The sequence below is a fragment of the Labrenzia sp. ATLA3 genome, assembly GCF_057180185.1.
Genome location: NZ_JBXUKV010000002.1, coordinates 248089 through 271859, shown reverse-complemented (window position 1 = coordinate 271859; position 23771 = coordinate 248089). Strand labels below are relative to the sequence as shown.

General features: G+C 58.7%; 28 protein-coding genes. 19 read left to right on the top strand and 9 right to left on the bottom strand.

Annotation, left to right across the window (positions count from 1 at the left end; translation table 11 throughout):
- Positions 1-21 precede the first annotated feature (21 nt).
- The 11 genes from AC2A6O_RS05770 (at position 22) to AC2A6O_RS05720 (ending at position 11224) form a co-directional block, all read left to right on the top strand.
- Positions 22-1836 (top strand): feruloyl-CoA synthase, encoded by a 1815-nt coding sequence (locus AC2A6O_RS05770; protein WP_498926097.1) that lies wholly within the window; start codon positions 22-24, stop codon positions 1834-1836.
- 16 nt (positions 1837-1852) lie between these two features.
- On the top strand, positions 1853-2725 hold the full coding sequence (locus tag AC2A6O_RS05765) for an amidohydrolase family protein (protein ID WP_498926096.1): 873 nt from the start codon (positions 1853-1855) through the stop codon (positions 2723-2725).
- On the top strand, positions 2722-3177 hold the full coding sequence (locus tag AC2A6O_RS05760; protein ID WP_498926095.1) for a DUF3237 domain-containing protein: 456 nt from the start codon (positions 2722-2724) through the stop codon (positions 3175-3177). The genes AC2A6O_RS05765 and AC2A6O_RS05760 overlap by 4 nt, the downstream gene beginning before the upstream one ends.
- Before the next feature lie 219 nt (positions 3178-3396).
- On the top strand, positions 3397-4971 hold the full coding sequence (locus tag AC2A6O_RS05755) for an acyl-CoA dehydrogenase family protein (RefSeq protein ID WP_498926094.1): 1575 nt from the start codon (positions 3397-3399) through the stop codon (positions 4969-4971).
- Between the two features lie 229 nt (positions 4972-5200).
- Positions 5201-6109, top strand: coding sequence for a LysR family transcriptional regulator (locus tag AC2A6O_RS05750; RefSeq protein WP_498926093.1), 909 nt, complete (start codon positions 5201-5203; stop codon positions 6107-6109).
- 73 nt (positions 6110-6182) lie between these two features.
- Positions 6183-7004: a putative hydro-lyase gene (locus AC2A6O_RS05745; RefSeq protein ID WP_498926092.1), complete on the top strand. Its 822-nt coding sequence runs from the start codon at positions 6183-6185 to the stop codon at positions 7002-7004.
- A gap of 25 nt (positions 7005-7029) precedes the next feature.
- Positions 7030-8067, top strand: coding sequence for a TRAP transporter substrate-binding protein (locus AC2A6O_RS05740; protein ID WP_498926091.1), 1038 nt, complete (start codon positions 7030-7032; stop codon positions 8065-8067).
- A 17-nt stretch (positions 8068-8084) separates the two neighbouring features.
- On the top strand, positions 8085-8633 hold the full coding sequence (locus tag AC2A6O_RS05735; RefSeq protein WP_148582647.1) for a TRAP transporter small permease subunit: 549 nt from the start codon (positions 8085-8087) through the stop codon (positions 8631-8633).
- Complete coding sequence (locus AC2A6O_RS05730) at positions 8633-9916, top strand: TRAP transporter large permease (protein WP_148582648.1); 1284 nt, start codon at positions 8633-8635, stop codon at positions 9914-9916. The genes AC2A6O_RS05735 and AC2A6O_RS05730 overlap by 1 nt, the downstream gene beginning before the upstream one ends.
- A gap of 107 nt (positions 9917-10023) precedes the next feature.
- Positions 10024-10509 carry a DUF992 domain-containing protein gene (locus AC2A6O_RS05725; RefSeq protein WP_209000925.1) on the top strand — a complete coding sequence of 162 codons (486 nt, stop codon included), beginning with the start codon at positions 10024-10026 and terminating at the stop codon, positions 10507-10509.
- Positions 10510-10636: 127 nt separating this feature from the next.
- Positions 10637-11224 carry an exopolysaccharide biosynthesis protein gene (locus AC2A6O_RS05720; RefSeq protein ID WP_498926090.1) on the top strand — a complete coding sequence of 196 codons (588 nt, stop codon included), beginning with the start codon at positions 10637-10639 and terminating at the stop codon, positions 11222-11224.
- Between the two features lie 228 nt (positions 11225-11452).
- Here the strand turns inward: AC2A6O_RS05720 and AC2A6O_RS05715 are convergent, their stop codons facing one another.
- Entirely contained in the window at positions 11453-12382 is a 930-nt protein-coding gene (locus AC2A6O_RS05715) for a PRC-barrel domain-containing protein (RefSeq protein ID WP_498926089.1), read from the bottom strand.
- Positions 12383-12505: 123 nt separating this feature from the next.
- Positions 12506-12691: a PLD nuclease N-terminal domain-containing protein gene (locus AC2A6O_RS05710; protein WP_148582652.1), complete on the bottom strand. Its 186-nt coding sequence runs from the start codon at positions 12689-12691 to the stop codon at positions 12506-12508.
- 158 nt (positions 12692-12849) lie between these two features.
- Between AC2A6O_RS05710 and AC2A6O_RS05705 the strand changes: the two genes are divergently transcribed.
- Positions 12850-13020, top strand: coding sequence for a DUF1328 domain-containing protein (locus AC2A6O_RS05705; RefSeq protein ID WP_006937216.1), 171 nt, complete (start codon positions 12850-12852; stop codon positions 13018-13020).
- Between the two features lie 205 nt (positions 13021-13225).
- Here the strand turns inward: AC2A6O_RS05705 and AC2A6O_RS05700 are convergent, their stop codons facing one another.
- The 3 genes from AC2A6O_RS05700 to AC2A6O_RS05690 all read right to left on the bottom strand — a co-directional run bounded on the left by AC2A6O_RS05700 (position 13226) and on the right by AC2A6O_RS05690 (position 15463).
- Entirely contained in the window at positions 13226-14536 is a 1311-nt protein-coding gene (locus AC2A6O_RS05700; RefSeq protein ID WP_148582653.1) for a DUF2254 domain-containing protein, read from the bottom strand.
- A gap of 169 nt (positions 14537-14705) precedes the next feature.
- Entirely contained in the window at positions 14706-15260 is a 555-nt protein-coding gene (locus AC2A6O_RS05695; protein WP_498926088.1) for a sigma-70 family RNA polymerase sigma factor, read from the bottom strand.
- Positions 15257-15463, bottom strand: coding sequence for a NepR family anti-sigma factor (locus tag AC2A6O_RS05690; RefSeq protein ID WP_148582655.1), 207 nt, complete (start codon positions 15461-15463; stop codon positions 15257-15259). Before AC2A6O_RS05690 ends, AC2A6O_RS05695 begins: the two co-directional genes overlap by 4 nt.
- A gap of 187 nt (positions 15464-15650) precedes the next feature.
- Between AC2A6O_RS05690 and AC2A6O_RS05685 the strand changes: the two genes are divergently transcribed.
- Positions 15651-16451 carry a response regulator gene (locus AC2A6O_RS05685; RefSeq protein ID WP_498926369.1) on the top strand — a complete coding sequence of 267 codons (801 nt, stop codon included), beginning with the start codon at positions 15651-15653 and terminating at the stop codon, positions 16449-16451.
- 156 nt (positions 16452-16607) lie between these two features.
- Here AC2A6O_RS05685 and AC2A6O_RS05680 read toward each other — a convergent pair whose 3' ends face one another.
- Positions 16608-16805, bottom strand: coding sequence for a CsbD family protein (locus AC2A6O_RS05680; RefSeq protein WP_498926087.1), 198 nt, complete (start codon positions 16803-16805; stop codon positions 16608-16610).
- 179 nt (positions 16806-16984) lie between these two features.
- Here AC2A6O_RS05680 and AC2A6O_RS05675 point away from each other — a divergent pair, with 179 nt between their 5' ends.
- Positions 16985-18787 (top strand): sensor histidine kinase, encoded by a 1803-nt coding sequence (locus tag AC2A6O_RS05675; RefSeq protein ID WP_498926086.1) that lies wholly within the window; start codon positions 16985-16987, stop codon positions 18785-18787.
- A 72-nt stretch (positions 18788-18859) separates the two neighbouring features.
- On the opposite strand, the gene AC2A6O_RS05670 is transcribed toward AC2A6O_RS05675, so the two are convergent.
- Positions 18860-19096: a hypothetical protein gene (locus tag AC2A6O_RS05670; RefSeq protein WP_498926085.1), complete on the bottom strand. Its 237-nt coding sequence runs from the start codon at positions 19094-19096 to the stop codon at positions 18860-18862.
- Positions 19097-19209: 113 nt separating this feature from the next.
- Positions 19210-19725 (bottom strand): Dps family protein, encoded by a 516-nt coding sequence (locus AC2A6O_RS05665; protein WP_498926084.1) that lies wholly within the window; start codon positions 19723-19725, stop codon positions 19210-19212.
- Between the two features lie 432 nt (positions 19726-20157).
- On the opposite strand from AC2A6O_RS05665, the gene AC2A6O_RS05660 reads away from it, so the two are divergent.
- The 4 genes from AC2A6O_RS05660 to AC2A6O_RS05645 all read left to right on the top strand — a co-directional run bounded on the left by AC2A6O_RS05660 (position 20158) and on the right by AC2A6O_RS05645 (position 22629).
- Entirely contained in the window at positions 20158-20418 is a 261-nt protein-coding gene (locus AC2A6O_RS05660; RefSeq protein ID WP_498926083.1) for a DUF7218 family protein, read from the top strand.
- Between the two features lie 265 nt (positions 20419-20683).
- Positions 20684-21028, top strand: a complete 345-nt coding sequence (locus AC2A6O_RS05655; RefSeq protein ID WP_148582660.1) for an ElaB/YgaM/YqjD family protein — start codon at positions 20684-20686, stop codon at positions 21026-21028.
- 56 nt (positions 21029-21084) lie between these two features.
- Positions 21085-21462 (top strand): hypothetical protein, encoded by a 378-nt coding sequence (locus tag AC2A6O_RS05650; protein WP_148582661.1) that lies wholly within the window; start codon positions 21085-21087, stop codon positions 21460-21462.
- Between the two features lie 42 nt (positions 21463-21504).
- Positions 21505-22629: an AI-2E family transporter gene (locus tag AC2A6O_RS05645; protein ID WP_148582662.1), complete on the top strand. Its 1125-nt coding sequence runs from the start codon at positions 21505-21507 to the stop codon at positions 22627-22629.
- 279 nt (positions 22630-22908) lie between these two features.
- Here the strand turns inward: AC2A6O_RS05645 and AC2A6O_RS05640 are convergent, their stop codons facing one another.
- Complete coding sequence (locus AC2A6O_RS05640) at positions 22909-23214, bottom strand: hypothetical protein (RefSeq protein WP_148582663.1); 306 nt, start codon at positions 23212-23214, stop codon at positions 22909-22911.
- Between the two features lie 180 nt (positions 23215-23394).
- Between AC2A6O_RS05640 and AC2A6O_RS05635 the strand changes: the two genes are divergently transcribed.
- Positions 23395-23763, top strand: coding sequence for a response regulator (locus AC2A6O_RS05635; protein ID WP_209000926.1), 369 nt, complete (start codon positions 23395-23397; stop codon positions 23761-23763).
- Positions 23764-23771 lie beyond the last annotated feature (8 nt).

Here is a 23771-nt window from a genome sequence, read left to right as displayed (position 1 = left end):
ACGTTTCGGGAGGAGACGATCATGAAGCGCACGAAAGAATTTTTGCGCCATTCGGTCGAGCGGGAAGACCGTCCGGATGGAACCATTTTGCTGCGGTCGACCTATCCGCTCGGCCCGGTGGCAGAGCGCACAGGCGACTGGCTGCATAAATGGGCCGAGGAGGCCCCGGAGCGGGTGTTCCTGGCCGAGCGCAGCGGAGCAGGCTGGCGGGAGGAGCGCTATGCCGGTGTTCTGGAAAAGGTGCGGGCGGTTGGCGCTGCGCTTCTGGCAAGGGGCATGGGAGCCGATACACCGATTCTGATCATGTCCGGCAACGGCGTCGATCACGGCATTCTTGCGCTTGCCGCGCAATACGTCGGGGTGCCGGTGGTGCCGGTGGCCGAGCAATATTCGCTCATCCACGGTGCCCATGGCCGGCTGCGCGAGGCGATCAACCTGATCAAGCCGAAAATGGCTTATGTGGTCGATGCCGACCAATATGGCGAAGCGTTGAACCTTGCAGAACTGGCACCGGTCGAGATCGTTGCCAGCAGGACAGGAAGCCGGAACGTCACTGCCTTCGCCGATCTTCTGAAGGGGGACGGCAGCGTTGATGTCGACGGCGCCTTTGCGGCTGTCACGCCGGATACGGTCGGCAAGATCCTGATGACCTCGGGTTCGACGTCCAGCCCGAAGGGTGTTCTGACGACCCACCGGATGATGTGTGTCAACCAGGTGCAGTTGGCTGACTCCCTGCCGTTCCTGCGCAAACGTCCGCCGGTGATCGTTGACTGGCTGCCGTGGAACCATGTTTTTGGCGGCTCGCACAATTTCAACATGATGCTGGCCAACGGCGGTAGCTTCTATATCGACGACGGCAAGCCGGTGAAGGGCCTGTTCGAGCGCACGGTAGAGAACCTGAAGCTGAAGACCGGCACGCTGGTGTTCAACGTGCCGCTGGGGTTCGGCATGCTGCAGAAGGCGCTGGAGGCGGATGCGGATCTGCGCCGCCGCTTCTTCGAGGATCTGGACCTTGTCTTCTACGCCGGCGCGTCCCTGCCGCAGGAGGTCTGGTCCGGGTTCGAGCGCATGGCGATGGAGGTCAAGGGCGAGGTGCCGCTGATGACATCTTCCTGGGGGCTTACGGAAACCGCTCCCTCGGCCATGATGCAGCAGGAGCCGGCAGCATATTCCGGCATTGTCGGTGTTCCGGTGAACGGGGTGACCGTCAAGCTGATCCCGGATGCGGACATGCGCTGCGAAGTCCGGGTGAAGGGCCCCAACATCATGCCGGGCTACTTCAACGATCCGGAGAAGACGGCTGCCGCCTTCGATGACGAAGGCTTCTTCATCACCGGGGATGCAATGCTGTTCGTCGATCCGGCAGACCCGAACAAGGGCATGCGCTTCGATGGACGGATATCGGAAGACTTCAAGCTGCAGTCCGGCACATGGGTGCGGGCAGCGCAGCTCAAGATCGACATGCTGTCCCGCCTCGCGCCGCTGGCGGCCGATCTGATCATCACCGGCGCCGACCGCAAGCAGATCGGCGTAATGATCTTCCCAAACATTGCGGAACTGAAACGGGAAGGGTTCGACCTGCAGGATGACAGCGGCGCTTTTCACTGTGGGCTGTTGCAGGGGGAACTGCACCGGCGGCTCAGTGCCCGTGCCCGCGAAATCAGCGGCAGCTCGACGCTGGTGTCCCGCGCCATCGTTCTGTCCGAGCCGGCGTCCATGCCGGAAGGCGAAATGACCGCCAAGGGCAATCTGAACATCCGCAAGGTTCTGGCACGCCGCGAGCGGCTGCTGGAACGACTTTACACCGACGATGACCCGGCTGTGGTCACACTCTGATTGAGGAGCGCTTGAAATGGTCGATATCACCAAGGTTCGCGCCATCGACATCCATACCCATGCTGAAGAGCCCTGCGGCTGCCACTCGGACGATGGCTATGACGATCTGCAGGCGACGATGGCAAAATACTTCCGCGCGCCGTGGAACCATCCGCCGACCGTGCCGGAAACGGCGGCCCATTACCGCGAACAGAACATCGCGGCGGTGATCTTTCCGGTCGATGCCGAACGTGAGACCGGCTACCGTCGCTACAAGAACGAGGAAGTGGCGGAGCTTGCCGCCGAGAATGACGATGTGCTGATCCCCTTCGCTTCCATCGACCCTCACAAGGGCAAGATGGGTGCGCGCGAGGCGCGCCGCCTGATGAAGGATTTCGGCATCAAGGGGTTCAAGTTCCACCCGACGATGCAGGGCTTTTATCCGAACGACCGCATGGCCTACGAGCTTTATGAAGCGATTGCGGAAGAAGGCTCCATTGCGCTGTTCCACACCGGTCAGACCGGGGTCGGCAGCGGTATGCGCGCGGGCAACGGCATGCGGCTGAAATACTCCAACCCGATGTATATGGACGATGTCGCGGTCGACTTTCCCGACATGAAGATCATCCTCGCGCATCCTTCCTTCCCCTGGCAGGAAGAGGCTCTGGCGGTCGCTCAGCACAAGCCGAACGTCTATATCGATCTCTCCGGTTGGTCGCCGAAGTATTTCCCGGAAATCCTGGTGAAATACTGCAATTCGATCCTGAAGAAGAAGGTGCTGTTCGGCTCCGACTGGCCGATGATCACTCCGGAGCGTTGGCTGGCGGATTTCGAGAAGATCGCCATCAAGGACGAACTGCGTCCGGACATCATCAAGGGCAATGCGGCAAGGCTGCTGGGGCTGGCATGATCGCCCCGGACCTTACCCATTTCTGCGACCTCGAGGTCGAGCTGGGTCCTGTCCGGGAAATGGGCAAGGGCAGGGCGGGAACGCGGCGGATAATCCCGATCATCGGTGGCCGTGTGACCGGTCAGGTGTCCGGAACGGTGCTCGACATGGGCGCCGACTGGCAAACCATCCTTGATGACGGTTCGGCCGACATCGACACCCGCTATGCCTTTGAGACAGACGACGGCGCGGTGATCGAGATCATCAACAAGGGTGTGCGCCACGGTCCGCCGGAGGTTCTGCAAGCCCTTGCCCGCGGCGACGATGTTGACCCGGCGCTCTATTATTTCCGCACGGTGGCGCGGCTGGAAACGGGTGACCCGCGTTACGACTGGGTGAACCGTTCCCTGTTCCTCGGCACCGGCCGCCGCCTGGCGTCTGCCGTGCTGGTGTCGCTGTTTCGGGTGGAGTGAGGGAGTGAATGATGTCCAGGGTCTCGCAAGTTCCCGGAACGAAGTTCTTGGCCACCTATCTCCTCATCCTGAGGAGGACCTTCAGGTCCGTCTCGAAGGATGGGCCACTTGCGCCAGAGTTTGCCGCCCATCCTTCGAGACGGGCTAACGCCCTCCTGAGGATGAGGGGGAAATTGCAGCAACTGCTCGTATTGCCGATCCATTGAAAGCCTGTAGCCCATGAAACCCTTTGCCGCACCGCTTGACGATATCCTGTTCTGCCTGACCCACGTTGTCGGGGCGGGAGAACTGCCCGACTTCGACGCAGACCTTGCCGCCGAGATCGGCGGCCACTTCGCCGCCTTCGCCGAGGGGCAACTGGCGCCCCTGAATGAGCCGGGCGACAGCCAGGGCTGCCGGCTGGAGGAGGGGCGGGTCCGGATGCCGGACGGGTTCCGCGAGGCCTATGCAGCCTATGCGGAGCAGGGCTGGCCGGGGCTGACAATTCCGGAACAGCTTGGCGGGCAGGGGCTTGATGCCGGCGCGCTTGCGATCACGTCTGAAATCTTCACCGGTGCCAACCACAGTCTGCAGATGGTGACGAGCCTTGCGGCCGGGGCAGCCCGCACCCTGCTTGCCTTCGGAACGGAAGATCAGCAGGCACGGGTGATCCCCCAGTTTGCCTCCGGTGAGGCCCTTGCCACCATGTGCCTGACCGAACCGGACGCCGGGTCGGACCTCTCCCGCATCCGCTGCCGCGCTGTGCAGGCGGACGACGGCTGGTTGATCAGCGGTGAGAAGATCTTCATTTCCGGCGGCGATCAGGACATGAGCGAAAAGATCCATCATCTGGTGCTGGCACGGACCTCAGACGAGGGTGTGAAGGGGCTGTCGCTGTTTCTGTGCCCGTGTACCCGTACGGACGGCCACCGGAATGCGGTGACTGTCACTCGCATTGAGGAAAAGATGGGTCTTCATGCCTCACCCACCTGCCAGCTTGCTTTTGATGGGGCAGCGGCCGAGCTGATCGGCCGGGAAGGCGAGGGCCTGAAGGCGATGTTCACGATGATGAACCACGCCCGCGTTGATGTGGCCTTGCAGGGTGTCGCCCATGCCGCCCGCGCCGCGGATATTGCCAGCGCCTATGCAGCGGAGCGCAAGCAGGGCCGGGATGCGGCGGGCAAGCCCGTGACACTGGATGGCCATGCGGATGTCCGGCGCATGCTGGACGAGATCGACGCCCTGGCCCTTGGGGGCCGGGCCATCGCGCATCTGGCGCTGGTGACGGTCGAGGCGGGCGAGAACCGGGCGCTGGCGGAATTCCTGACCCCGATTGCGAAGACCTATTGCACACAGGCTGGAATGCAGGCAACGGAACTCGGCATGCAGGTGCTGGGCGGCTATGGCTATCTGAAGGAGTATTTCCTCGAACAGTGCTACCGGGATGTGCGGATTACCGCGATCTATGAAGGTGCCAACGCCATTCACGAACGGGCGCTGGTGACACGCCTGCTGGCGGGCAAGGAAGGCAAGGCGTTTGAGGACTTCCTGCGTGCCGAATGCCAGCGCAATGATACGGCGTATCCGCAACTAGGCGAGGTCGCGTCCAACTGGTGCCGGGCCCGCGACCTGGTGCTGCAGAGCGAGGACGCGACGGCTGTTGCCCATGATTTCATGAAAGTGACGAGCGCTGCTCTCTTGAAAGTCCTGTGGGCACGTATGGCGGAAAAGGCAGACCACCATCCGGAGCCGGATCGGATCCGGCGTCTGGCGGAGAAAATGCTGACGCAATCCGATCTGGCTCTGAGCGCCTGAGCTTCCGGAAAACACAGGGACAGGGTTTCGGCAGTTACGCCGAATACGTTGCAGCGGGCCCTTCTTTCCGAGCGGCGGATATCTCCCTGCAAGGGGGAGGCGGAGGTAAGGTGCGTGAGGGGTTAGGTTGCCTGGAGGATCGCTTTCGAACCCCGGTCTTTTCTCGAAAGCTTTTCAATTTCCGCGGCTTCGCGCACAGTAGCCGAAACCGATCACGCCGGGACCTTTCATGCATCCGCTCAATCTCGATCAGCTCAGGGCCTTTCTGGCCGTTGTCCGCCATGGCGGCGTCAACAAGGCGGCGGGCAGTTTGAACCTGACCCAACCGGCGGTGACGACGCGGATCAAGCGGTTGGAAGAATCGCTGGGCACCGAGTTGTTCGAGCGTTCTCCCGGCAGGCTGAAGCTGACCAAGCGCGGCGAGCTGTTGCAGACCTTTGCCGAGCAGTTCGAGCGTCTGTCGGACAAGGTCGAGGAGACTGTGGTTTCCCGCGAGGGGATTGACAGGCATCTGCGCATCGGGGCCTCGGAAACCATTGCGCAGTGCTGGCTGCCGGATCTGGTGGCCGCGCTGCGGGCCGACTTTCCGAACCTGATCGTGGAAATCAACGTCGATATCTCGGTGAACCTGCGCGCTGGGCTGCTCGACAGGGAAATAGACCTCGCGTTGCTGCTGGGGCCGATTTCCGAATATTCCATCGACAATATCGAGCTGCCGGGCTTCGACCTCGGCTGGTATGTTGCAGCTGGCTGTCCGGTGGAGGCAGAGCGGGCCAAGGCGCTTTTGTTCGAAAAACCGGTGATCACCTATGCAAGGCACACGCGCCCTTACCGCGAGCTGAAAACGCTCTTGTTCGAACGGGTGGCCCCCGACGTGCAGATGTTCCCGTCGTCCTCGCTTTCGGCCTGTTTCCGACTGGTGGAAGCCGGGCTCGGGGTTGCGGCGTTGCCGAAGGCGCTTGCGCGGCCCTATGTGGAGGCCGGGACTATCGTCGAGTTCGAGCCGGGGTGGGTGCCGGACGCCCTGAGGTTCTCCGCGAGCTACCTTGGTGACCCGCGCAGCCACGTTGTGGCGACCGCGGCTCAAAAAGCGCTTGAGGTTGCCATGGCCTACTCATCTTATAAAAAACCTTTATAAGATCTGCTAAATTCATTCTATTTGTGTTTATATGTGCAATGCGGGAGCATTTCTCCAGTCAAGGAGAGCCCCGGTGTTGCAGTCTTATGAAGCCCTACGACAGGAAAGCATCGAAACACTTCGGGCGCAGATAAGGTCCGGCGACTATCGCTCGCACACGGCGGGGCTCGGCAAGAACCTTCTTCAGGCCAATCTGGCGATCATTCCGCAAGCCTACGCGCTGGATTTCATGCGCTTCTGCCAGCGCAATCCCAAGCCCTGTCCGCTGATCGGTGCCTCGGATACGGGAGATCCGATCCTGTCCACCCTGGGACATGACCTGGATATTCGCACTGACGTACCGGCCTACAACATCTATCGCGGCGGACAGCTGGAAGGGTCCGTCACGGATATCAGCGCCCTGTGGTCTGATGATCTTGTTGCCTTTGCGTTGGGCTGTTCCTTTACCTTCGAACATGCGCTGATCGAGGCGGGGATCGACCTCTGGCACATTTCCAGCAACGTGACCGTACCCATGTTCCGCTCGAACCTGGAAACGATACCGGCCGGTCCGTTTCAGGGGCCAATGGTGGTGTCCATGCGGATGATCCCGGATGAGCGGGTGCGGGACGCGGTTGCCATTTCAGCCCGCTTTCCGCTGGCCCATGGTTCGCCTGTGCATGTCGGCGATCCCGCCGCCATCGGCATTTCGGATCTCGGCAAGCCGGACTGGGGCGATGCGGTGCCGGTGGAGGCCGGACACACGCCCGTCTTCTGGGCCTGCGGAGTGACGCCGCAGGCGATCATCCAGAACGCGGCCCTGCCGTTGCTGATTACCCATAAACCGGGACACATGCTGATCACCGACATCCCGGATGATGCTGAAATTCCAATCATAACAAAAAAGACGCTGTAAGCTCGAACCTTCACGGAGTGGACACATGAAAAGATTTCTGACTTTCCTCATGGCCGGTGCCGCCATGTCCTCGGCCGCCGCCGCGGAAGACCTGTCTGTCGTCGGCAGCTGGTCAAGCCTGCCGCTGCACAAGGAGTATGAGGCGCCGTTCTGGCAAACCACCTTGCCTGAGGCGTCCGGTGGCACCATCCATACCACTGTCACCACCCACAACCAGATGAACCTCGGCGTTGGTGAAGTGTTCCGCCTGCTGGGCCAGGGCGTGTTTGATGTCGGCATGACGGTGGGCGATTATGCCGTTGCCGATGCGCCAGAACTGGAAGGCCTCGATGTGCCGCTGGTGGCCATGTCGGCAGACAAGGCCCATGCCGCTGTCGACGCCGCCCGGCCGATGGTGGAGGAGATCTTCGAGAAACGGTTCAATTCCAAGGTGCTCGCCATTGCGCCCTATCCGCCGCAGGTGGTGTTCTGCAACGCGGAAGTCGGCTCGCTGGATGACCTGAAGGGCAAGAAGATCCGCGCATCCGGCCGCATGACCGCCAAATTCCTGGAAGCGCTGGGCGCGGAGGGCATTACGGTTGCCTTTTCCGAAGTTCCCGGCGCGCTGCAGAAAGGCGTCGTTGATTGCGCCGTGACCGGGGCAGGCTCCGGCTATAGTGCCGGGTGGTGGGAAGTGAGCACCCATCTGTTGCCGATCCCGCTGGGTGGCTGGGATCCGGTGGTGACCGCGATCAATCTCGACAAGTGGAATTCCCTGTCCGGCGAGACCCAGGCCCTGATCCAAAAGGAAATTGCCGATAAGTTCGAGGCCCCCGCCTGGGCATCGGCTGAAGGTGCACTGTCCAATGACATTGCCTGCCTGACCGGCAAGGGGGAATGCGCTTCGGGCGATGCGCGTAACATGGTTCTGGTCGAAGCCAGCGATGGCGACATCGAGCGGGCGCGCCAGATCCTGGAAACAGAGGTTCTGCCGGAATGGGCAGAGCGGGCCGGTGGTGACTGGGCTGCACGCTGGAACGACAGTGTTGGCACAGTCGTCGGCGTTCAGATCAAGACCAACTAGTCTCGGGAGACATCGAGGTGGCGGAGAAACTCCTGTCAATCCTGTCGAGGATCAACCGGACGATTGCGATTTCGGTCGGTGTTCTGTTCCTCACCTGTGCAGGTCTTGTTCTGATTGATATCTGTCTCCGCCGCGTCGGCGCCTCCTTCGGCGGCACTGACGAAATATCCGGCTACGTGATGGCCATCGGTACGGCCTGGGCCATGGCTTTCGGATTGAGCGAACTGTCGCACATCCGGATCGATTTCCTGCGCCGCTCCGTCAACCTTCCGAAATGGCGGGCGATGCTGGATCTTCTGTCCATCTTCGCTCTCTCTTCGACCGTTTCCATCATCGCGATCAAATGCTGGCCGGTGGTGGAGACGAGCCTACGAAATTCGTCCAGAGCCAATACGCCACTGGAAACGCCGCTGGCTCTGGTGCAATTGCCCTGGTTCGCCGGTTGGGTGTGGTTTGCCATCAGCGCATGGCTCACCTTCATCGCCGGTGTGCTGCTGGTATCGCGCGGCGAATTTGCCAAATCCGAACAGGCCATTGGCGCCTTTCCGGAAGGGGAGACCGCCTGATGCTTCCCTTTGTTTCCGTCGGTCTTCTCGGTCTCCTGAGCCTTTCCATTCCCGTCGGCATCGTGCTGTTTCTGCTGGGGTTCGGCATCGACCAGTTCTTCAGTGCCTTTCCGCTCACGCGCGGCTTGGGCTCAATGGTCTGGTCGACTTCAGAAAATGCGGCGCTGATTGCCATTCCGTTCTTCGTGCTGCTGGGAGAGATCCTGGTGCGCACAGGTATTGCCGCGCGCACCTATTCGGCACTCGACCGTTGGGTCTCCTGGCTGCCCGGCGGGCTGGTGCATGCCAATGTTGCGACCGCCACCATGTTCTCGGCCACTTCGGGTTCGTCGGTGGCAACCGCTGCCACGGTGGCGACGGTGGCCATGCCGCAGGCCGAACGGCTGGGCTATGACCAGAAGCTCTTTTCCGGTGCGATTGCCGCCGGAGGAACGCTCGGCATCATGATCCCGCCGTCGATCAACCTGATCGTTTACGGCTTTCTGACGCAGACATCGATCCCGCAACTGTTTCTGGCCGGGCTGGTGCCCGGCATCCTTCTGGCGGTTGCCTTTCTGGCCGTCACGGCGCTGGTCTGCCTGGTCAACCCGAAGCTTGGCGGGGCACGGCGGACGTTCCCCTTGCGGGAGATGGCGCTGGGGCTTGCCGATCTCGTGCCGATCATTCTGCTGTTCAGCGCCATCATCGGGTCGATTTACAAGGGGTGGGCCACCCCGACCGAAGCTGCCTCCGTCGGTGTTGCGGGAGCGTTGGTGATTGCCGCGTTCTTCGGCGGTCTCGACATGCGCATGATCGGTGAAGCGCTGATCGGCACCGTGCGGGTCACGGCGATGATCATGCTGGTGGTGATCGGGGCGTCGTTTCTCAACTTCACGCTCTCAGCCGCTGGCTTGTCGCAGGAGTTGCGCGGATTTCTGGAGGGTCTCGGGTTCGATCCCCTGCAGACGCTGCTGGTGATCGTCGCGATGTATATCGTGCTCGGCTTCTTCATCGAAACGCTGTCACTGATGGTTATCACCATCCCGATCGTGGTGCCGATCGTCATCAGTCTCGGCTATGATCCGGTCTGGTTCGGCATTCTGATGATCGTGCTGATCGAGATGGCCCTTATCACCCCGCCCGTCGGCCTCAATCTGTTCGTGGTCCAGAGCGCGCGGGGCGGGGGCTCCATTGCGGAGGTGATGTTGGGAGCCATTCCCTATGTGCTGGCGATGCTGGCCATGGTCGTGGCATTGATCGCCCTGCCGCAAATTGCGCTGTATCTGCCGATGGCCATGCGCTGACGAGATAATTGCAAATTATTTTGGAACTGACTGACGGGGCAGGCGTTTCCACCGTGATGAAGGCGGACCGGAGCACTCCGGAAGGCTCATACACGAAGGAGACTTTGATGAAACAGTTTACCAAACTCGCGCTGATGCTGACTGGTGTGTCGCTTCTGGCGACCCCTGTCATGGCTCAGGACAAGCCTGCTGGCGTTGAGGTCGGAAAACTGACCTGTGTTACCGAAGAGGAAACCAATTTCATCGTCGGTTCCAAGACAGTCATGAACTGCACCTTCGACCGGGCCGGTGGCGGCGCTGCCAGCTACTACACGGCGACCGTGAGCGAATACGGTCTTGATATCGGAACCACGGACTCGGCCACGCTTGTGTGGGGTGTCGTTGCCCCGACTGCCGATCTGGAAGTTGGTGCTCTTGAAGGGACATACGCCGGCGTAACGGCAGGCGCCAGCCTGGGTGCAGGCGTGAAGGCCAACGCTCTTGTCGGCGGTTTCGACAAGTCGATCGCGCTGAACCCGGTGAGTGTCGAAAGCCAGACAGGCACGAACATTACCCTTGGTGTGAGCAAGCTTTCGCTGGAAGCGATCAAGTGAACCAAGTGACATAGACATTTTGTCAGGAAGGGCCGGCTTTGCCGGCCCTTTTTCTTTTTCCGGTTTCAGGCGTGGCCGCACAGGCTGCAGCGCTCCAAAAGACAAATCGAACTCGAGGGGTAACGAGATGGCGTCCGGTCAGGCGACGACAATCAAAGGCGTTCTCACCAACTGGGAAGACGAAATCGAAGAGGAAGGCCGCGCCGATGTCGGCTCGCTGCTGAAGGCCTCCGGCAGCCGTGTGGCGGGGCCCTTGCTATTTCTGCCGGCCCTCATAATGGTTTCTCCCATCGGCGCCATACCAGGCGTGCCTATTGTTCTCACAACGTTGACCCTTCTGGTCGCAGGCCAGCTCGTTGTTGGCAGAAGCTCGATCTGGTTGCCGTCGTTCGTGCGCAATCGTGGTCTTCCCAAACAGAAGGTGACGTCGACCATCGACAAGCTCACGCCTTATGCGGAGCGCGCCGACCGTTATCTCGGACAGCGCCTGTCCCTTTTCGCCGGCGAGACCGCCGCGCGGATCGTCGCGGCCTTTTGCATATTACTGTCTCTTCTTGTCTACCCGGCCACCCTGTTGCCCTTTGCCGTCGCCTTGCCCGGCTCCGCAATCCTGCTGCTGAGCCTCGGACTTCTCGTGCGCGATGGCGTTGTTACGCTGGTGGGCCTGCTCGTGGCATTGGCAGCGGTCGGGACCGTCGTATATTGGCTCGCCTGAGCCATTTTGTCCGAGCCTCTATCGCGGATCGGGAAAGCCTCCCCCGTAACGGGCTGGAGGGCATATGGAGGGTGAGGCTGGCGTTTTGCGCGTCACAGCCCCGAAGAAGTGCCATTTCACCACCTCCAAGCCGCTTCATTCTGGTTGTTGAGGCGTCGCCTGACGTTCGGCACAAAAAAAACGGGCCGCTGAAGCGACCCGTTTCTTTCAGTTTTCCGTAGTTGCCGTTCAGCCTTTCAGCAGAACCGCATCCGGATTGGATTTGTAGACGGCCGGCTCATAGGTCGGTGCATTTTCAAGCTGTTCCTTGGTGAAGGGAGCGGTCACCAGCAGGTCGCCATTCTCCGTTTCGAACATCTTGAGGCTGGAATAGGACACGGCTACCGGCTTCGCGTTGAAGCCAAGGAAACCACCCACATCGATGACAACCGCCTGTGCCTTGCCGTCGTTGCCGATCAGAACCTCGGCGACTTCGCCGATGTCATTGTCCTGGCTGGTGTAGACAGGGGAATCGATCAGCTCATCGGTAGATACACTGGCCGTGTCGACCTGTGTTTTTTCAGCGGTCCAGGGATCGGCCATCGCTTCATCCAGCTTCTGTTTTGCCGGGTCGATTGCTTCCTTGCGGACGGTTTCATAGGTGTCCTTGGCGCTTGCAGCGACCTTGTCCATCTGCTCGCGGGCGCCTTCCGACGTCATCCAGTGCGGAATATAGTCCGGACGCTCATAGGCGGTCGCATCTTCCAGTTCCTTGCGAGAAACGTCGGTGACGACAAGAAGCTGGTTATCCTGGCCGGACACGAAGTTGAGGCGGGCAAAGTCGAGTGCGACTTCCTTTTCACCCATGCCGAGGAACCCTCCGACACCCACGATGACCGCACGCACGGTTCCATCGCGGCCAAAGACGACGTCGTTGATGTCGCCGACTTCTTCGCCGTCAGCATTCCTGCTGGTCAGGACCGGCTTGCCGATCATGTTGGTGGCAAGAATGCCGGTGGTCATGTCCGGAGCAAGGGTGTGAAGTTCGAATTCATAGACGCCGGTGTCATTTTTTGCACCGGTCTGAGTGCCGTCCTTCATCGCAGCGGTGTCACCGGCGACGGCGGCCGTCGAAATGGCTGCAACAAGTGCGGTGGTGGCGAGTAGATGGCGAAGCATTTAAGCATCTCCCTTTGGATTTGGAAATTTTGGGTGTGCCTGGAAGAAGATTGAACTTTCAGGAACTTCCAGAAACCGCGCCACGATGAGACGCACTTTCGTGCGTAATCATGGCGCGGGAATTCAGGCCAGCTTGCCGGCGCTTTTCGGTCCTGCCAGCAGCCAGACGATAAAGCCGACAACCGGGAAGATCAGGATGCCGAGGACCCACAGCAGCTTTGCACCGGTGGAGGACCCGCTTCCGAGAACCTGGATGATCGCATAGACATCCACGACGAGAATTAAGAGGCCAACGATTCCATATTCCATGACAGATCTCCGGGTTGTGTAACTGGATTGGAAACGGTCAGGCGTGCAGAAGGTTCCGTGTTCTTCTTATGGGTGGCCAAAATAAATCTGAAAAAATATTGGGAACCAATTTCAGAACGGTGCGTTGAACCTGCATATCTTAAATATCGGAGGTTCCAATGCTTTCTTGGGCACTGTTGTTCTTGGTGGTTGCTATCGTTGCAGCCGTACTTGGTTTTGGTGGTATTGCCGGCACGGCAGTCGGCATCGCAAAACTGATCTTCTTCGTCGCTATTGCGCTGTTCCTGATTTCGGCAGTCGCACACGCGATCAGAGGCCGCAGGGTCTAACACGAGAAAAACGGGCGCTTCGGCGCCCTTTTTTGTGTCTTCTTCAGGCTCGGATGGAAGGGAAGGGCAGACCGCTTTCGCTTCCCTTCTTTGTCTCCAATCGCAATGGTTCCACCGCGTCACATCCCAAGCGTGTCCAGCGTGTTTCAGCGTGCGGCACGCTTTTTCTTTCACTAAAATCAGAACCTGCTCTTCGCAGTATGCGCTAGCCGGCTTTTTCCTGTTCGTGCAACGTCTTGCGCGCGGCCCAGAGCTTTCGGGCTATCTGCTGTCTGTCTGGCTTGCCTTCAATGGAAAAGACCGCGTCCTGCGCGATATTGAACAATTGCGTGGAAACAAGTGGCAAATGTTCCTTGCGGCAAACCAGCGATGCCTTTTCCAGAGCGGAAATGAAGTGATGCAGGACGAGGACATTGCCTCTCGCGGCCTGGCGCAGCGGGCCGACTGCCGTGTCCAGCAGGTCATGCATTTCCAGGATGGTCAGCCAGAGGCGAGGTGTGTCTTCGTCATCTGTGATGAGCGAGCTCGGAGCGCCGCGCTGAAGGATCCGCGCAACGGAGGCTGACAGGTGATCGATTGCGCTGATGGCCGTGTAGCTGTCGTTGACGCCGGGCGATAGCGCGCGCAGGGCGATCTCCACCATCAGGTGGACCGAAAACTGGATGTCCCCTTCAGGAGCCCGCGCCTTCTCGATCTGAAACGTTTTCTCTAGTCGTTTCAGATCCGGCTCTTCTTCGGCCGTGCGGACCTTCGCAATCGGCATGCCTTCGATGACGTAGGTTCCGGGGCTGACCGTAACCTCGATGAAACCGTCGAGAGACTTCGCGATTTCAATGAGCTGGTTGCTGTCGATGAAGGTTATGTAGCCGCTGTACGTGGCATTGTAGATCCAGATCGGCAGATCGGGAATCTCGTTACAGTCATTCGGTTGTTCACGCGGTTCTTTGGTCAGAAGGTCATCGATCGAGAACCGGAGCGAGGAATGGATTCTGCCGATTTCCGCATCGACCCGGATCCGTCCGGCGACGTCGTTTACGAAATAGACCAGCCAGAAAAAACTGGCGGAGGCCAGGATGATGCACAGGATGACGGAAAAACGCAGGTCCTCGTTTTCGTCGACGCCAAACAAGGCGATCATCGAATAAAGGAAGGTCGCGCCCAACAGGCCGATGGTGATCTGCGTCGTCCGGTTGCTGGCGAAGGTTTCCAGAAGACGCGCCGAAATATTGCCGGCCGCAAGTGTGAACACGACAAGCGTCAGGGAATAGACCAAGCTGATGACGGACATCATGGCGCCGGCAATGGTCGACAGGACCGACCGCGCGCCGTCAACGCTTATGGTGTCATAGCTGAAGAGTTTAAAAGCACCGTCCATCAGACCCATGTCGTCTATCAGGAAGGCGGCAAACGCGAGCATCGCTCCTAACAGGGTGATGCAAATAGGGATGAACAGAAATCCCTTGGTCAGGCGAACAAGCGCATGTTCGCGGGCATTCTCCTGATAGATCATCTGCATCGCGGTTCCCCTCAGACAGGCAGGGCTCCATCCTGGATGGAACCCTGTTTGTCGCTGTTTCTATTGCGCGCTCCAGTCAATCTCGCCTGCCCGCTCCGGAAACCATGCGCGGGTCTTTTCCGGGCGCAGAAGCGGTCAATGGGGGAGGTTCTCGTTTGGTCGAGACTGATCAGACGGTAAGGGCGTCCCTGATCAGGGATGCGGATGCGGCGGCGGCAATTTCGGACCGTTCGAACTGTTCGGTCCCGTTCATGAGTTCTTCCAGGCGCAGGCGAGCACGTGAGACGCGGCTTTTGACCGTGCCAACCTTCACGCCGAGGATTTCGGCAGCTTCCTCATAAGAAAAGCCACTGGCCCCGATCAGAATAAGGGCTTCGCGCTGATCGTCGGCAAGCACCTGAAGGGCACTCAGAAAATCCTTCAGTTCCAGATGACCCGTCTGCTGCGGTTTGCTTTCCAGACTGGCGGCGTGTTCACCGTCCGGGTCTGAAACCTCGCGCTGCATCTTTCTGCCGACAGAATAATACTGGTTGCGCAGAATGGTGATGAGCCAGGCAGTGAGATTGGTGCCTTCGGTGAACTTGTCCTTGTTGGCGATCGCCTTCGCCAGTGTTTCCTGAACCAGGTCGTCCGCGCGGTCGCGGTCGCCACTGATGGATCTGGCAAAGGCGCGCAATCGGGGAATGGCGTCGACGAGATCCTGCTTGAACTGTGCGACGTTCATTCTGCGGCCTCCTCGTCCGACCCTCTGGAATCCAGAGCGGACAACAAATCCATCATATCGTCGGGTATGTCTTCCGACAGGGCCTCGTCATAAACTTTTTTGAGCTGGCTGCCGATCCAGTCCTCTTTGGACTTTGATCCCGCAGCCGGCGTGATGACACCGAAGGCGGCGTCAGGCACTTCGGGATTGAGCTTGGTTGCCATGACAAATTTCCGATTTTCGCTTCTTCGAAGATGGGCTTTATTGCGATGTAAACGCAGTGACGAAAAAAAAGTTCCTCGCGTTGGGAACTTTTTTTTGCCGAATGCATTTTCGAGTTACGGGCGCGCGTGAAAGTGCGCCGTTCGGCCGCTTCCGGGCGGCAACACATTAAGGAACTTATTTATGTCCGTGAGCCTTTCGATAGAGATCGCCCCGCTGCTTCCATACCTGCGCAGATATGCAAGAGCTTTGGCGGGAAGCCAGAAAAGTGGCGATGCCTATGTCAGGGCATGCTTGCAGGCACTGGTGGCAGATCAGACCATTATCGACACCACCGATGGGGTGAAAATTGGTCTGTACCGGCTTTTCCACGTTCTGTGGAACGCAAGTGTGGTTCCACCAACCGCAAACGACGGAACTGTTTCCATCTTCGAGCAGACTGCCCAGCAGCGGCTGGCCAACATGGCCCCGGAAAGCCGGCAGACACTGCTGCTTTCCACGCTGGAAGGTTTCTCGCTTTCTGATACGGCGCTCATCATCCAGCGCAGCGAAGAAGACGTTACGGGGCTGGTTCAAGATGCAATCGCGGAAATCGATCGTCAGACCAAGACAGATGTGCTGATCATCGAGGATGAGCCGCTTATTTCCATGGATCTGATCCAGATCGTAGAATCCCTTGGTCATGGCGTCACCAGCGTGGCCCGTACGGCAAGCGACGCCATTGCTGCCGCGAAGGAACACACGCCTGGTCTCGTTCTTGCCGATATCCAGCTCGCGGACGGTTCGTCCGGCATTGACGCGGTAAAGGAAATCCTCTCGGAAATGTCCGTTCCGGTGATCTTCATCACGTCCTTCCCCGAACGTCTTCTGACTGGGGAGCGGCCAGAGCCGACATTCCTCATCACCAAGCCGTTCAACCCGAACACGGTGAAGGCTGGCATCAGCCAGGCACTGTTTTTCAAGGGGGCCGACGAGGTCGTCGCTGCCTGAGGCAACTGGTTCAAGCTGAGCGAGCTCGCTTGATTTTCACACATGCGCTCCTCGAGCGCGAAGCACGAAATACTTGAGAGCCGCTTTTCTGCCGCTTCAGAACGGAGCAAAGTCAATCCCGAAGGAAGAGGCGGGCATCAGGCCCGCCCTTTTCCCTCATTGCCGTGAAAGCCAGTCGTCAATGTCCTTCTCGGCTTCTTCGCGGGTCTTGCCATATTTTTGTTGGATGAGGCCAGCAAGTTCGGTTCGGCGGCCGTTGGCCCGATCGACTTCGTCGTCGGTCAGCTTGCCCCACTGGGCGATAGCCTTGCCCTTGAATTCTTTCCAGTTTCCTTCAATCCGGTCCCAATTCATTGGTCGTTCTCTCCTTGTCTTGATGACACCAGGAAAACGACTGCTGCGGTCAATGGTTCCCAATGAATTGCGGTCAGCGCGAGCGTCGAGGATGGATTGGCACACTGATGCAAAAGCGGCGTTCTTTTTGCGGAACTTTTGCGCAAGGACATATGCCCGGATAACGGAGCAAAACCGAAATGTCTGATATTTTTACTTATCTCTTTGGCGCGGCGTCGTTCATGCCGCACGGATATTGCCTGCTTTGGCGTCCGGATCTCGTGGCGCTTCACGCGATCTCGGACGGTTTGATCGCGCTGGCCTATTTTACCATTCCCTTGATGATCCTCGATTTCCTGCGCAAACGTCCGGACTTTCAAGGTAATTCCCGCAGGGTCGCGTATCTGTTCATCGCATTCATCCTGGCCTGTGCTCTCAGCCATCTGGCTGCCCTGGTAACACTCTGGTGGCCCGTTTACGGTGCGCAAGGCCTGGTCAAGTTGCTCACTGCTGTTGTCTCGGTCGCAACCGCGGTCGTCATCTGGCGGGTGCGGCCGATGCTGCTCGCCATTCCCTCGCTGCAGGATCTTGAGCAGGATAACGACACGCTGAAAGCTGAAAATATCGAGCTTTCCGACAAGGTCGGCAGAACACGGCGGGAGATCAAGCGGATCAACGAGCGTTTTGAGACCGCCCTGACCGGATCCAACATCTCCGTTTTCACCCAGGACAAGGAGCTGCGCTACACCTGGATCCATAATCCGCGGTTCGGCAGGAACCCGGAAGAGGTCATCGGTTGCACGGATCAGGACCTACTGCCGGAAGAGACTGCTGCTGACCTGGAGGAGGTGAAGCGACAGGTTCTGGAAACCGGCGAGACCGCTTCGACCTACTTTGCGCTGGACAGCGAAGAGACGGGAACGATCTCCCTGGATCTGATCGTGCATCCGACGCGCAACAACAGCGGCGATATCGACGGCGTCCTGTGTACGGCCATCGATATGACCGAAAAGAACCTCTACGAAATCCGGCTCGGTTCCCTCGCAAGGCAGCTTGCGGAGGCCAACCGGCGCTTCGAGAAGGCGCTCGACGGCTCGCTCACAACCGTTTTCGAGCAGGATCTCGACCTGAAATATGTTCAGGTCGTCAATCCATCACCGGGCCTTACACCGGATTTCTTCACTGGCAAGAGCGACGCTGAGCTGTTTCCGGAGGAAGGCCAGTTAAAGCTCATTCCGGCAAAGAAGAAGGTGCTGGAAACTGGCGAAAGCACCGTTATCGAATTCGACATGGAATTGGGTGGAGTCAATCGCAGCTACAACATGCGTATCGAGCCGGCGAGAGACACGGAGGGCCGGATTACCGGCCTGATCGGCATCTCCATCGACATGACGCTTCAACGGGAAAACGAACGTCAGATGCACCTTGTGATGCGGGAGCTGACACATCGGTCCAAGAACCTTCTTGCGGTTATTCAGGCCATGGCTCGGCAAACCGCAGCACGTTCGGACAACACGGAGGATTTCGTCGAGAGTTTCGCCGCAAGACTTCAGGCGATGGCAGCCAGCCATGATCTGCTGGTGTCACAGTCATGGTATGGCGCGGATCTGAAGGAGCTGGTTCTGGCGCATCTGGCGCAATCCATCGATCCGGGAAGCTCGCAGATCGAGATCAAGGGCGACCCGCATTCGATCACGGCGGATGCAGCGCAGAACCTTGGCCTGGCTCTGCATGAGCTGACGACCAATGCCGCCAAATATGGTGCTCTGTCAGTGCTCGGGGGTATATTGTCCGTGTCGTGGACAACGGAAGACGGCAAGATCCGACTGGTGTGGAAGGAAAGCGGTGGTCCGGAAGTTGTGCCGCCAGAGCGCAACGGTTTCGGGCGAATGTTGCTGGAACGGTTGGTTGGGCCTGCCCTCAATGGTGATGTCACAATCGACTTCGCGCCGGAAGGCGTGCGTTGCGTTATCGAGTTTCCGGTCAAGCAAACCCAAAGCTGATCTTGCGTGCTGTCAGGGGGCACACACCCTCATGCCCTGGAAGCGGAAGCTCCCAAGGCTGATGCCTGTTGTTCAGGACGCGTCTCCGCGCGGGGTCTTGTCGCGGCGCAGGGCCTTCAGCGCTTCATCGATTTCCGAGATCAGCTCTTGTGGTGACCGACCTTGTTCGGAACTGGCCTGTGGCGCCTTTCGCAGGGTTGCCCGCCAGGACAGCAACGCTGTCCGCTTTTGCTTGTCCGAGAGGGACCGGTCTTCCAGAACGCTTGCGGCGGTTCTGAACCCGGCAAATCGTTTCGGTACGCTGATCATGATTTCTTACAATTTGGAATGTGGGGCTTCGATCGCGCAAAGGGCCGCTTACCGCACAGCGGCAAACGGCCCTTCCGCTTTTTCAATTTGTTTCAAGCTGGCGGCCGGGCCGTTCACTCGGTGATGACAGCCCTCAGCATCCACGAAGCCTTGTCGTGGAAAGTGATGCGCTGGGTCAGCAGATCTTCCGTCACGGGGTCGCTGTTCTCACCAGCGTAAGCTGCCATGTCGCGCATTTCCGCGGCAATCATTTCGTGGCTGTGCACCAGATCCTCGATCATTTCGAAGGCGTTGGGCATGCCGCCCGCCGGCAGACTGATGGTCAGGTTGAGCTTGCCTTCGTCGACATTGACCGGTGCCATGTGACCAAGGGCACGGATACGCTCTGCAATCACGTCGGTTGCGGCGAAAAGGTTCTCATAATGCTCTTCGGTCAGATCATGGATCGATTTGAAGAGCGGGCCGACGACGTTCCAGTGATAAAGGTGGGACTTGATCGTGAGGATGTAGGTCTCGGCCAGGATAACCGAAAGATGTTTCGCAAGCTGCTCGCGCACCTCGTCCGAAACGCCCGTCTTGATCTGGTCGACCTTCGGGGTTTCGATGTTCAGAACCTTGCTCGTCGACATTGTTTTTCCTTTCGTTCAGTCGCTGGGCGCTATCGCTTGATGAGCTCTATGGCTGACAAGGGCGCCTTGTGATCGTTCGGTAAGGAAAGTCTTCAATTCGCCATCAGTTCCATATTTTCGGCAAAATTTCTTTTTTTGCATGGAGGGAGAATATCCCTTGAAATTTCTTCAAGAAGTTCAATGGTATTCGATTGATGGTCAGTGAAGGCGCTATTGCGTGTCGTGCTCCAGGTGCCTTTGTCTGCTTACGTGATTTCACATCTTGGACAACGATAATTGGAACCTACGCGCACGATGCAGCGTTAAATCTTACGTGTTGGGTCACACTCTGGCCCTTGTTCATGGGTTTTTCTGCCTTCGTCGATCTCATTCTTGGGGCGTGCTCAAAGGGCCGTTCTCGTCAACGTAGGTAACAACTGAAAGGAGACTGAGATGGCTTCGAAATCCAGTTCCAGCATCAAGAATGAAGACACTTACGAAGCCTTGCGTGACAAGGGTTACAGCAAGGAAAAGTCGGCGAGAATTGCAAATGCCCAGGCAAACGACAGCCAGTCTCCTTCCGTGAAGGGGGGAAAGGCTTCGCCTTACGAATCCTGGACCAAGGAAGAGCTCTACGAACGGGCGCAGGAGCTGGACGTGGATGGTCGCTCCAACATGTCCAAATCGGAGCTGATCGAAGCTCTGCGCGAATAGGATTTGCGTCTGAAAATGAGGCCGCGGTTCGCTTGCGTTGTCTCATTTTCTTCCTCTGGAACTATCCTTTCGGCGATACCAATAGGCCAGGCGATAAATCATTCTGATTTGTCTGGAACCAAATCAACGCCAGATCGTTTACAGCTCAGTCCGCGCAATTGCATTGCGCGGTCTTCACGTGCCCGAATTCCGGGCTCCATCCCATTTACGCATTGCGCGCCGTCCGTCGTCAGGGCCGCCCGCTATTGAGAACAGGAGCGACAAGATGGCAACCGCGAAGACTGCCTCGGCATCCACTTCCAATCCTGCTAACGACACCGTAAGCGCCCGCGAAATCGAAGAAAACATCGAACGCATTCGTGGCGACATCGCCTCTTTGGCCGGTTCGCTGAAGAGATACGGTTCCGGCAAGACGGACGAATACAAAACCAAGGCCGCTGCCGCCAGTGACGATCTGACCAAGATGTCCCAGGATGCGTTGAGCGACCTGACCGCCGAATTGCAGAAGTATGAACGGGCCTTCGTTTCGGAAGTTCGCAAGCGTCCTCTGCAGTCCATCGGTATCGCCGCCGGCATCGGCTTTCTGATCGCAGCGCTGGTACGCCGCTAATGGTGATGCGCGCCTTTCCAATGGCGTTCGGGGCTCTTAGGCGAGACATAAATGGCATGGTTCGCCGTGCCAAGCGCAATGCCGTGTTGAGCGGCATTGCGGCTGTTTGTTTCGCAACGGCTTACGTCGCCGGGGTGGTGGCAGCCGGTGCCTATTTGGCGCCGATTTACGGCCCTGCCATGGCGGCCTTGCTGATTGCCGCGATCATGCTGGTTACAGGATTGTTTTTTGTTTCGGTGCTCAGCTTCCTGAAGTACAGGGACCGCAAGCGGAAGGCGCGTTCACAAGTTGCCAAGCAGCTTACAGTGGCTGCTGCCGTTTCCATTCTGCCACAGCTTACCAAGAACAAGGGCCTGATGATTACCGCCGCTCTGGGCGGCCTGGCCTTTCTGGCAGCTCAGGCATTGGGTGACGACGACGAGGGTGGCGGCTAACACTCTGCCGCGCGGTCTCGCCGGCCTTTGGAGCTAACAGTGATGACAGCGCAGGCAGACCGAGCAGTCGCGACCGCAGAAGGTGCCGTGGCTACAGTGACCGAGACCCTGAGAGCGGACCCTATTGTCCGTGTATCGATGGTCATCATGTGCGCCATTGCGGTGACCGCCGCGCTGGACATCGGGCAGGTCATTTTCGCACCTGTCTGTCTTTCCGTGGTTGTCGGCACGATTTTCGCGCCGACCGTGGAAAGGCTATCGCGCCTCGGCGTACCCGGCTGGGTATCCGCCGGCGGAATGGTGCTGGTTTTTATCTTCCTGATCCTGACTGCCGGGGCCGCTTTCGTCGTGCCGCTTTCCGACTGGCTGGACAGGTTGCCGCTTATCTGGGCGCGCCTACAGGCCCAATTGACCAGCTGGCAAGGGTTCTTTTCCTCAGTTGCCAGCCTGCAGGAGGACCTGCGCAATGCCATGGGCCAGAACGGCGGCATGCAGGTCAGTGTGGAAGACAACTCCGCAGTCGAAAGCGTCTTCTATTTCGCACCGGCTTTCGTGGCGCAGGTGATCCTGTTTCTGGCCAGTCTCTACTTCTTCCTGTTGACGGGCCCGCATTTGCGCCGGGCTGCGCTCCAGCTTTCCTCCAACGGTGAAGGAAGGCGTTGCATCGTATCCGCGTTTCGCACCATTGAGGCGCGTCTTTCCACCTATCTCGTCTCCATAAGCCTCATCAATATCGGGTTGGGCGTCGCCGTGAGCTCGACCATGTGGTTTCTTGGTGTGCCATCGCCGTTGCTGTGGGGCATGTTGGCCGGTGTGTTGAATTATGTTGTCTATCTTGGACCGGCGATCATGGTGCTTGTGATGGCCGGTGTCGGCCTGGCAACCGGAAACACGCCGTTGGCGATCCTCACGCCTCCGCTGGCGTATCTGGCGCTCAACCTGATCGAAGCGCAATTCGTCACGCCGACCGTCCTCGGGCGAACGATGACGTTGAATCCCTTCCTGGTTTTTCTTGCCATTGCCTTCTGGATCTGGCTGTGGGGGCCAATCGGCGGATTTGTCGCCGTCCCCTTGCTGCTTGTCGTGGGGACGCTGCTTGAGATCGTGAGCCAGCCCTCGGAGGCAAGCCAGCCTGTACAGCCTGTATCTTCAGACTCTGACGCCTAGCCCGAAAACCTGGCAGCAAGCCCGCTGACGGCACAAGGTTCAACTTGTCAGGGCTGATTTGCAGGCTGGAATTTCGCTCTGCTTTGATCCTGGGCCCGGCGCTGTTCCAGTCAGCAACCTGGGAATACCATTCAGGGCGTACGATCTGTGACCAAGCAGTCAAAGACAGAAAAGCAGTTCGGAGGCATGTCGTGCCGGCTGTTTTACTGCGGAGGCACGCAGACAAAACAAAAGCCGCCCGGAAGAGGCGGCTTTTCAAAACTCTGGTAGCAAGGATTTTTACTCTTCGTTGTACGCCAGCATTCCGTGGGCGATGGGCCAGCCGGTGCATGTGGTTACGCCAACTCCGGAGACACAGCGCGTCGGGCGTCCGTGAATATCGGCCAGTTCAACCTGCAGGTCGCCTTTGGCAGCGGCCTTCTGTTCAACTTCTGCTGCTGCGGTCATGTCGCCCTTTTGAGCGGTTTCTGCGTCAGCCTCTTTGGTGAAGAAAGGCTCTGCAACAATCAGGCTGGATGCCAGAAGAGCAGCGACTGCGATTGCAGCAGGGGCTTTAGTCGGAATGCGTTTGCGTAGCGTGAACATAATGTCTACCTCCACCCTGTAAACGCCCAAGTTAAGAAAAGGTTTCATGCCGCTTGATAATTTCCGAACGGACCGGGATCGAAGTAGAAAATAAACTGCTCTTATAACTTATGTTAATGCAGGCTGGCTGGTTTCGTGTCATCTTGCGGATAGTCAACCTAACTGACAATGAGATCCCTCGTGACACCGCAAACTTATCAAGCCGCAGCGCAAACGCGCGGCGCGGCACTGGTTGTCGAAGACAATCCGATCATCGCGCTCGATACGCAGATGATGCTGGAAGAGCTCGGGTTCTCGCCAGTCGAGACGCTCGCAAGCCTTGCCGAAGCGGCAGAGGCGCTGGCAGCGCATCTGTTCAGCTTCGTCATTCTGGACGTGAAGATCGGTGACGACACAAGTCTGGCTTTCGCCAAGCAGCTTCTGGAAAAGGGGACGAAGTTCATCTTTGCCAGCGGCTACAGCGATCTTGGCCCTCTGCCGACGGACTTCGAAGGACATGTCATCCTGAGCAAGCCCTATACCAAAGCCCAGATCGGCGCCCTGATCTGATCCGCGGG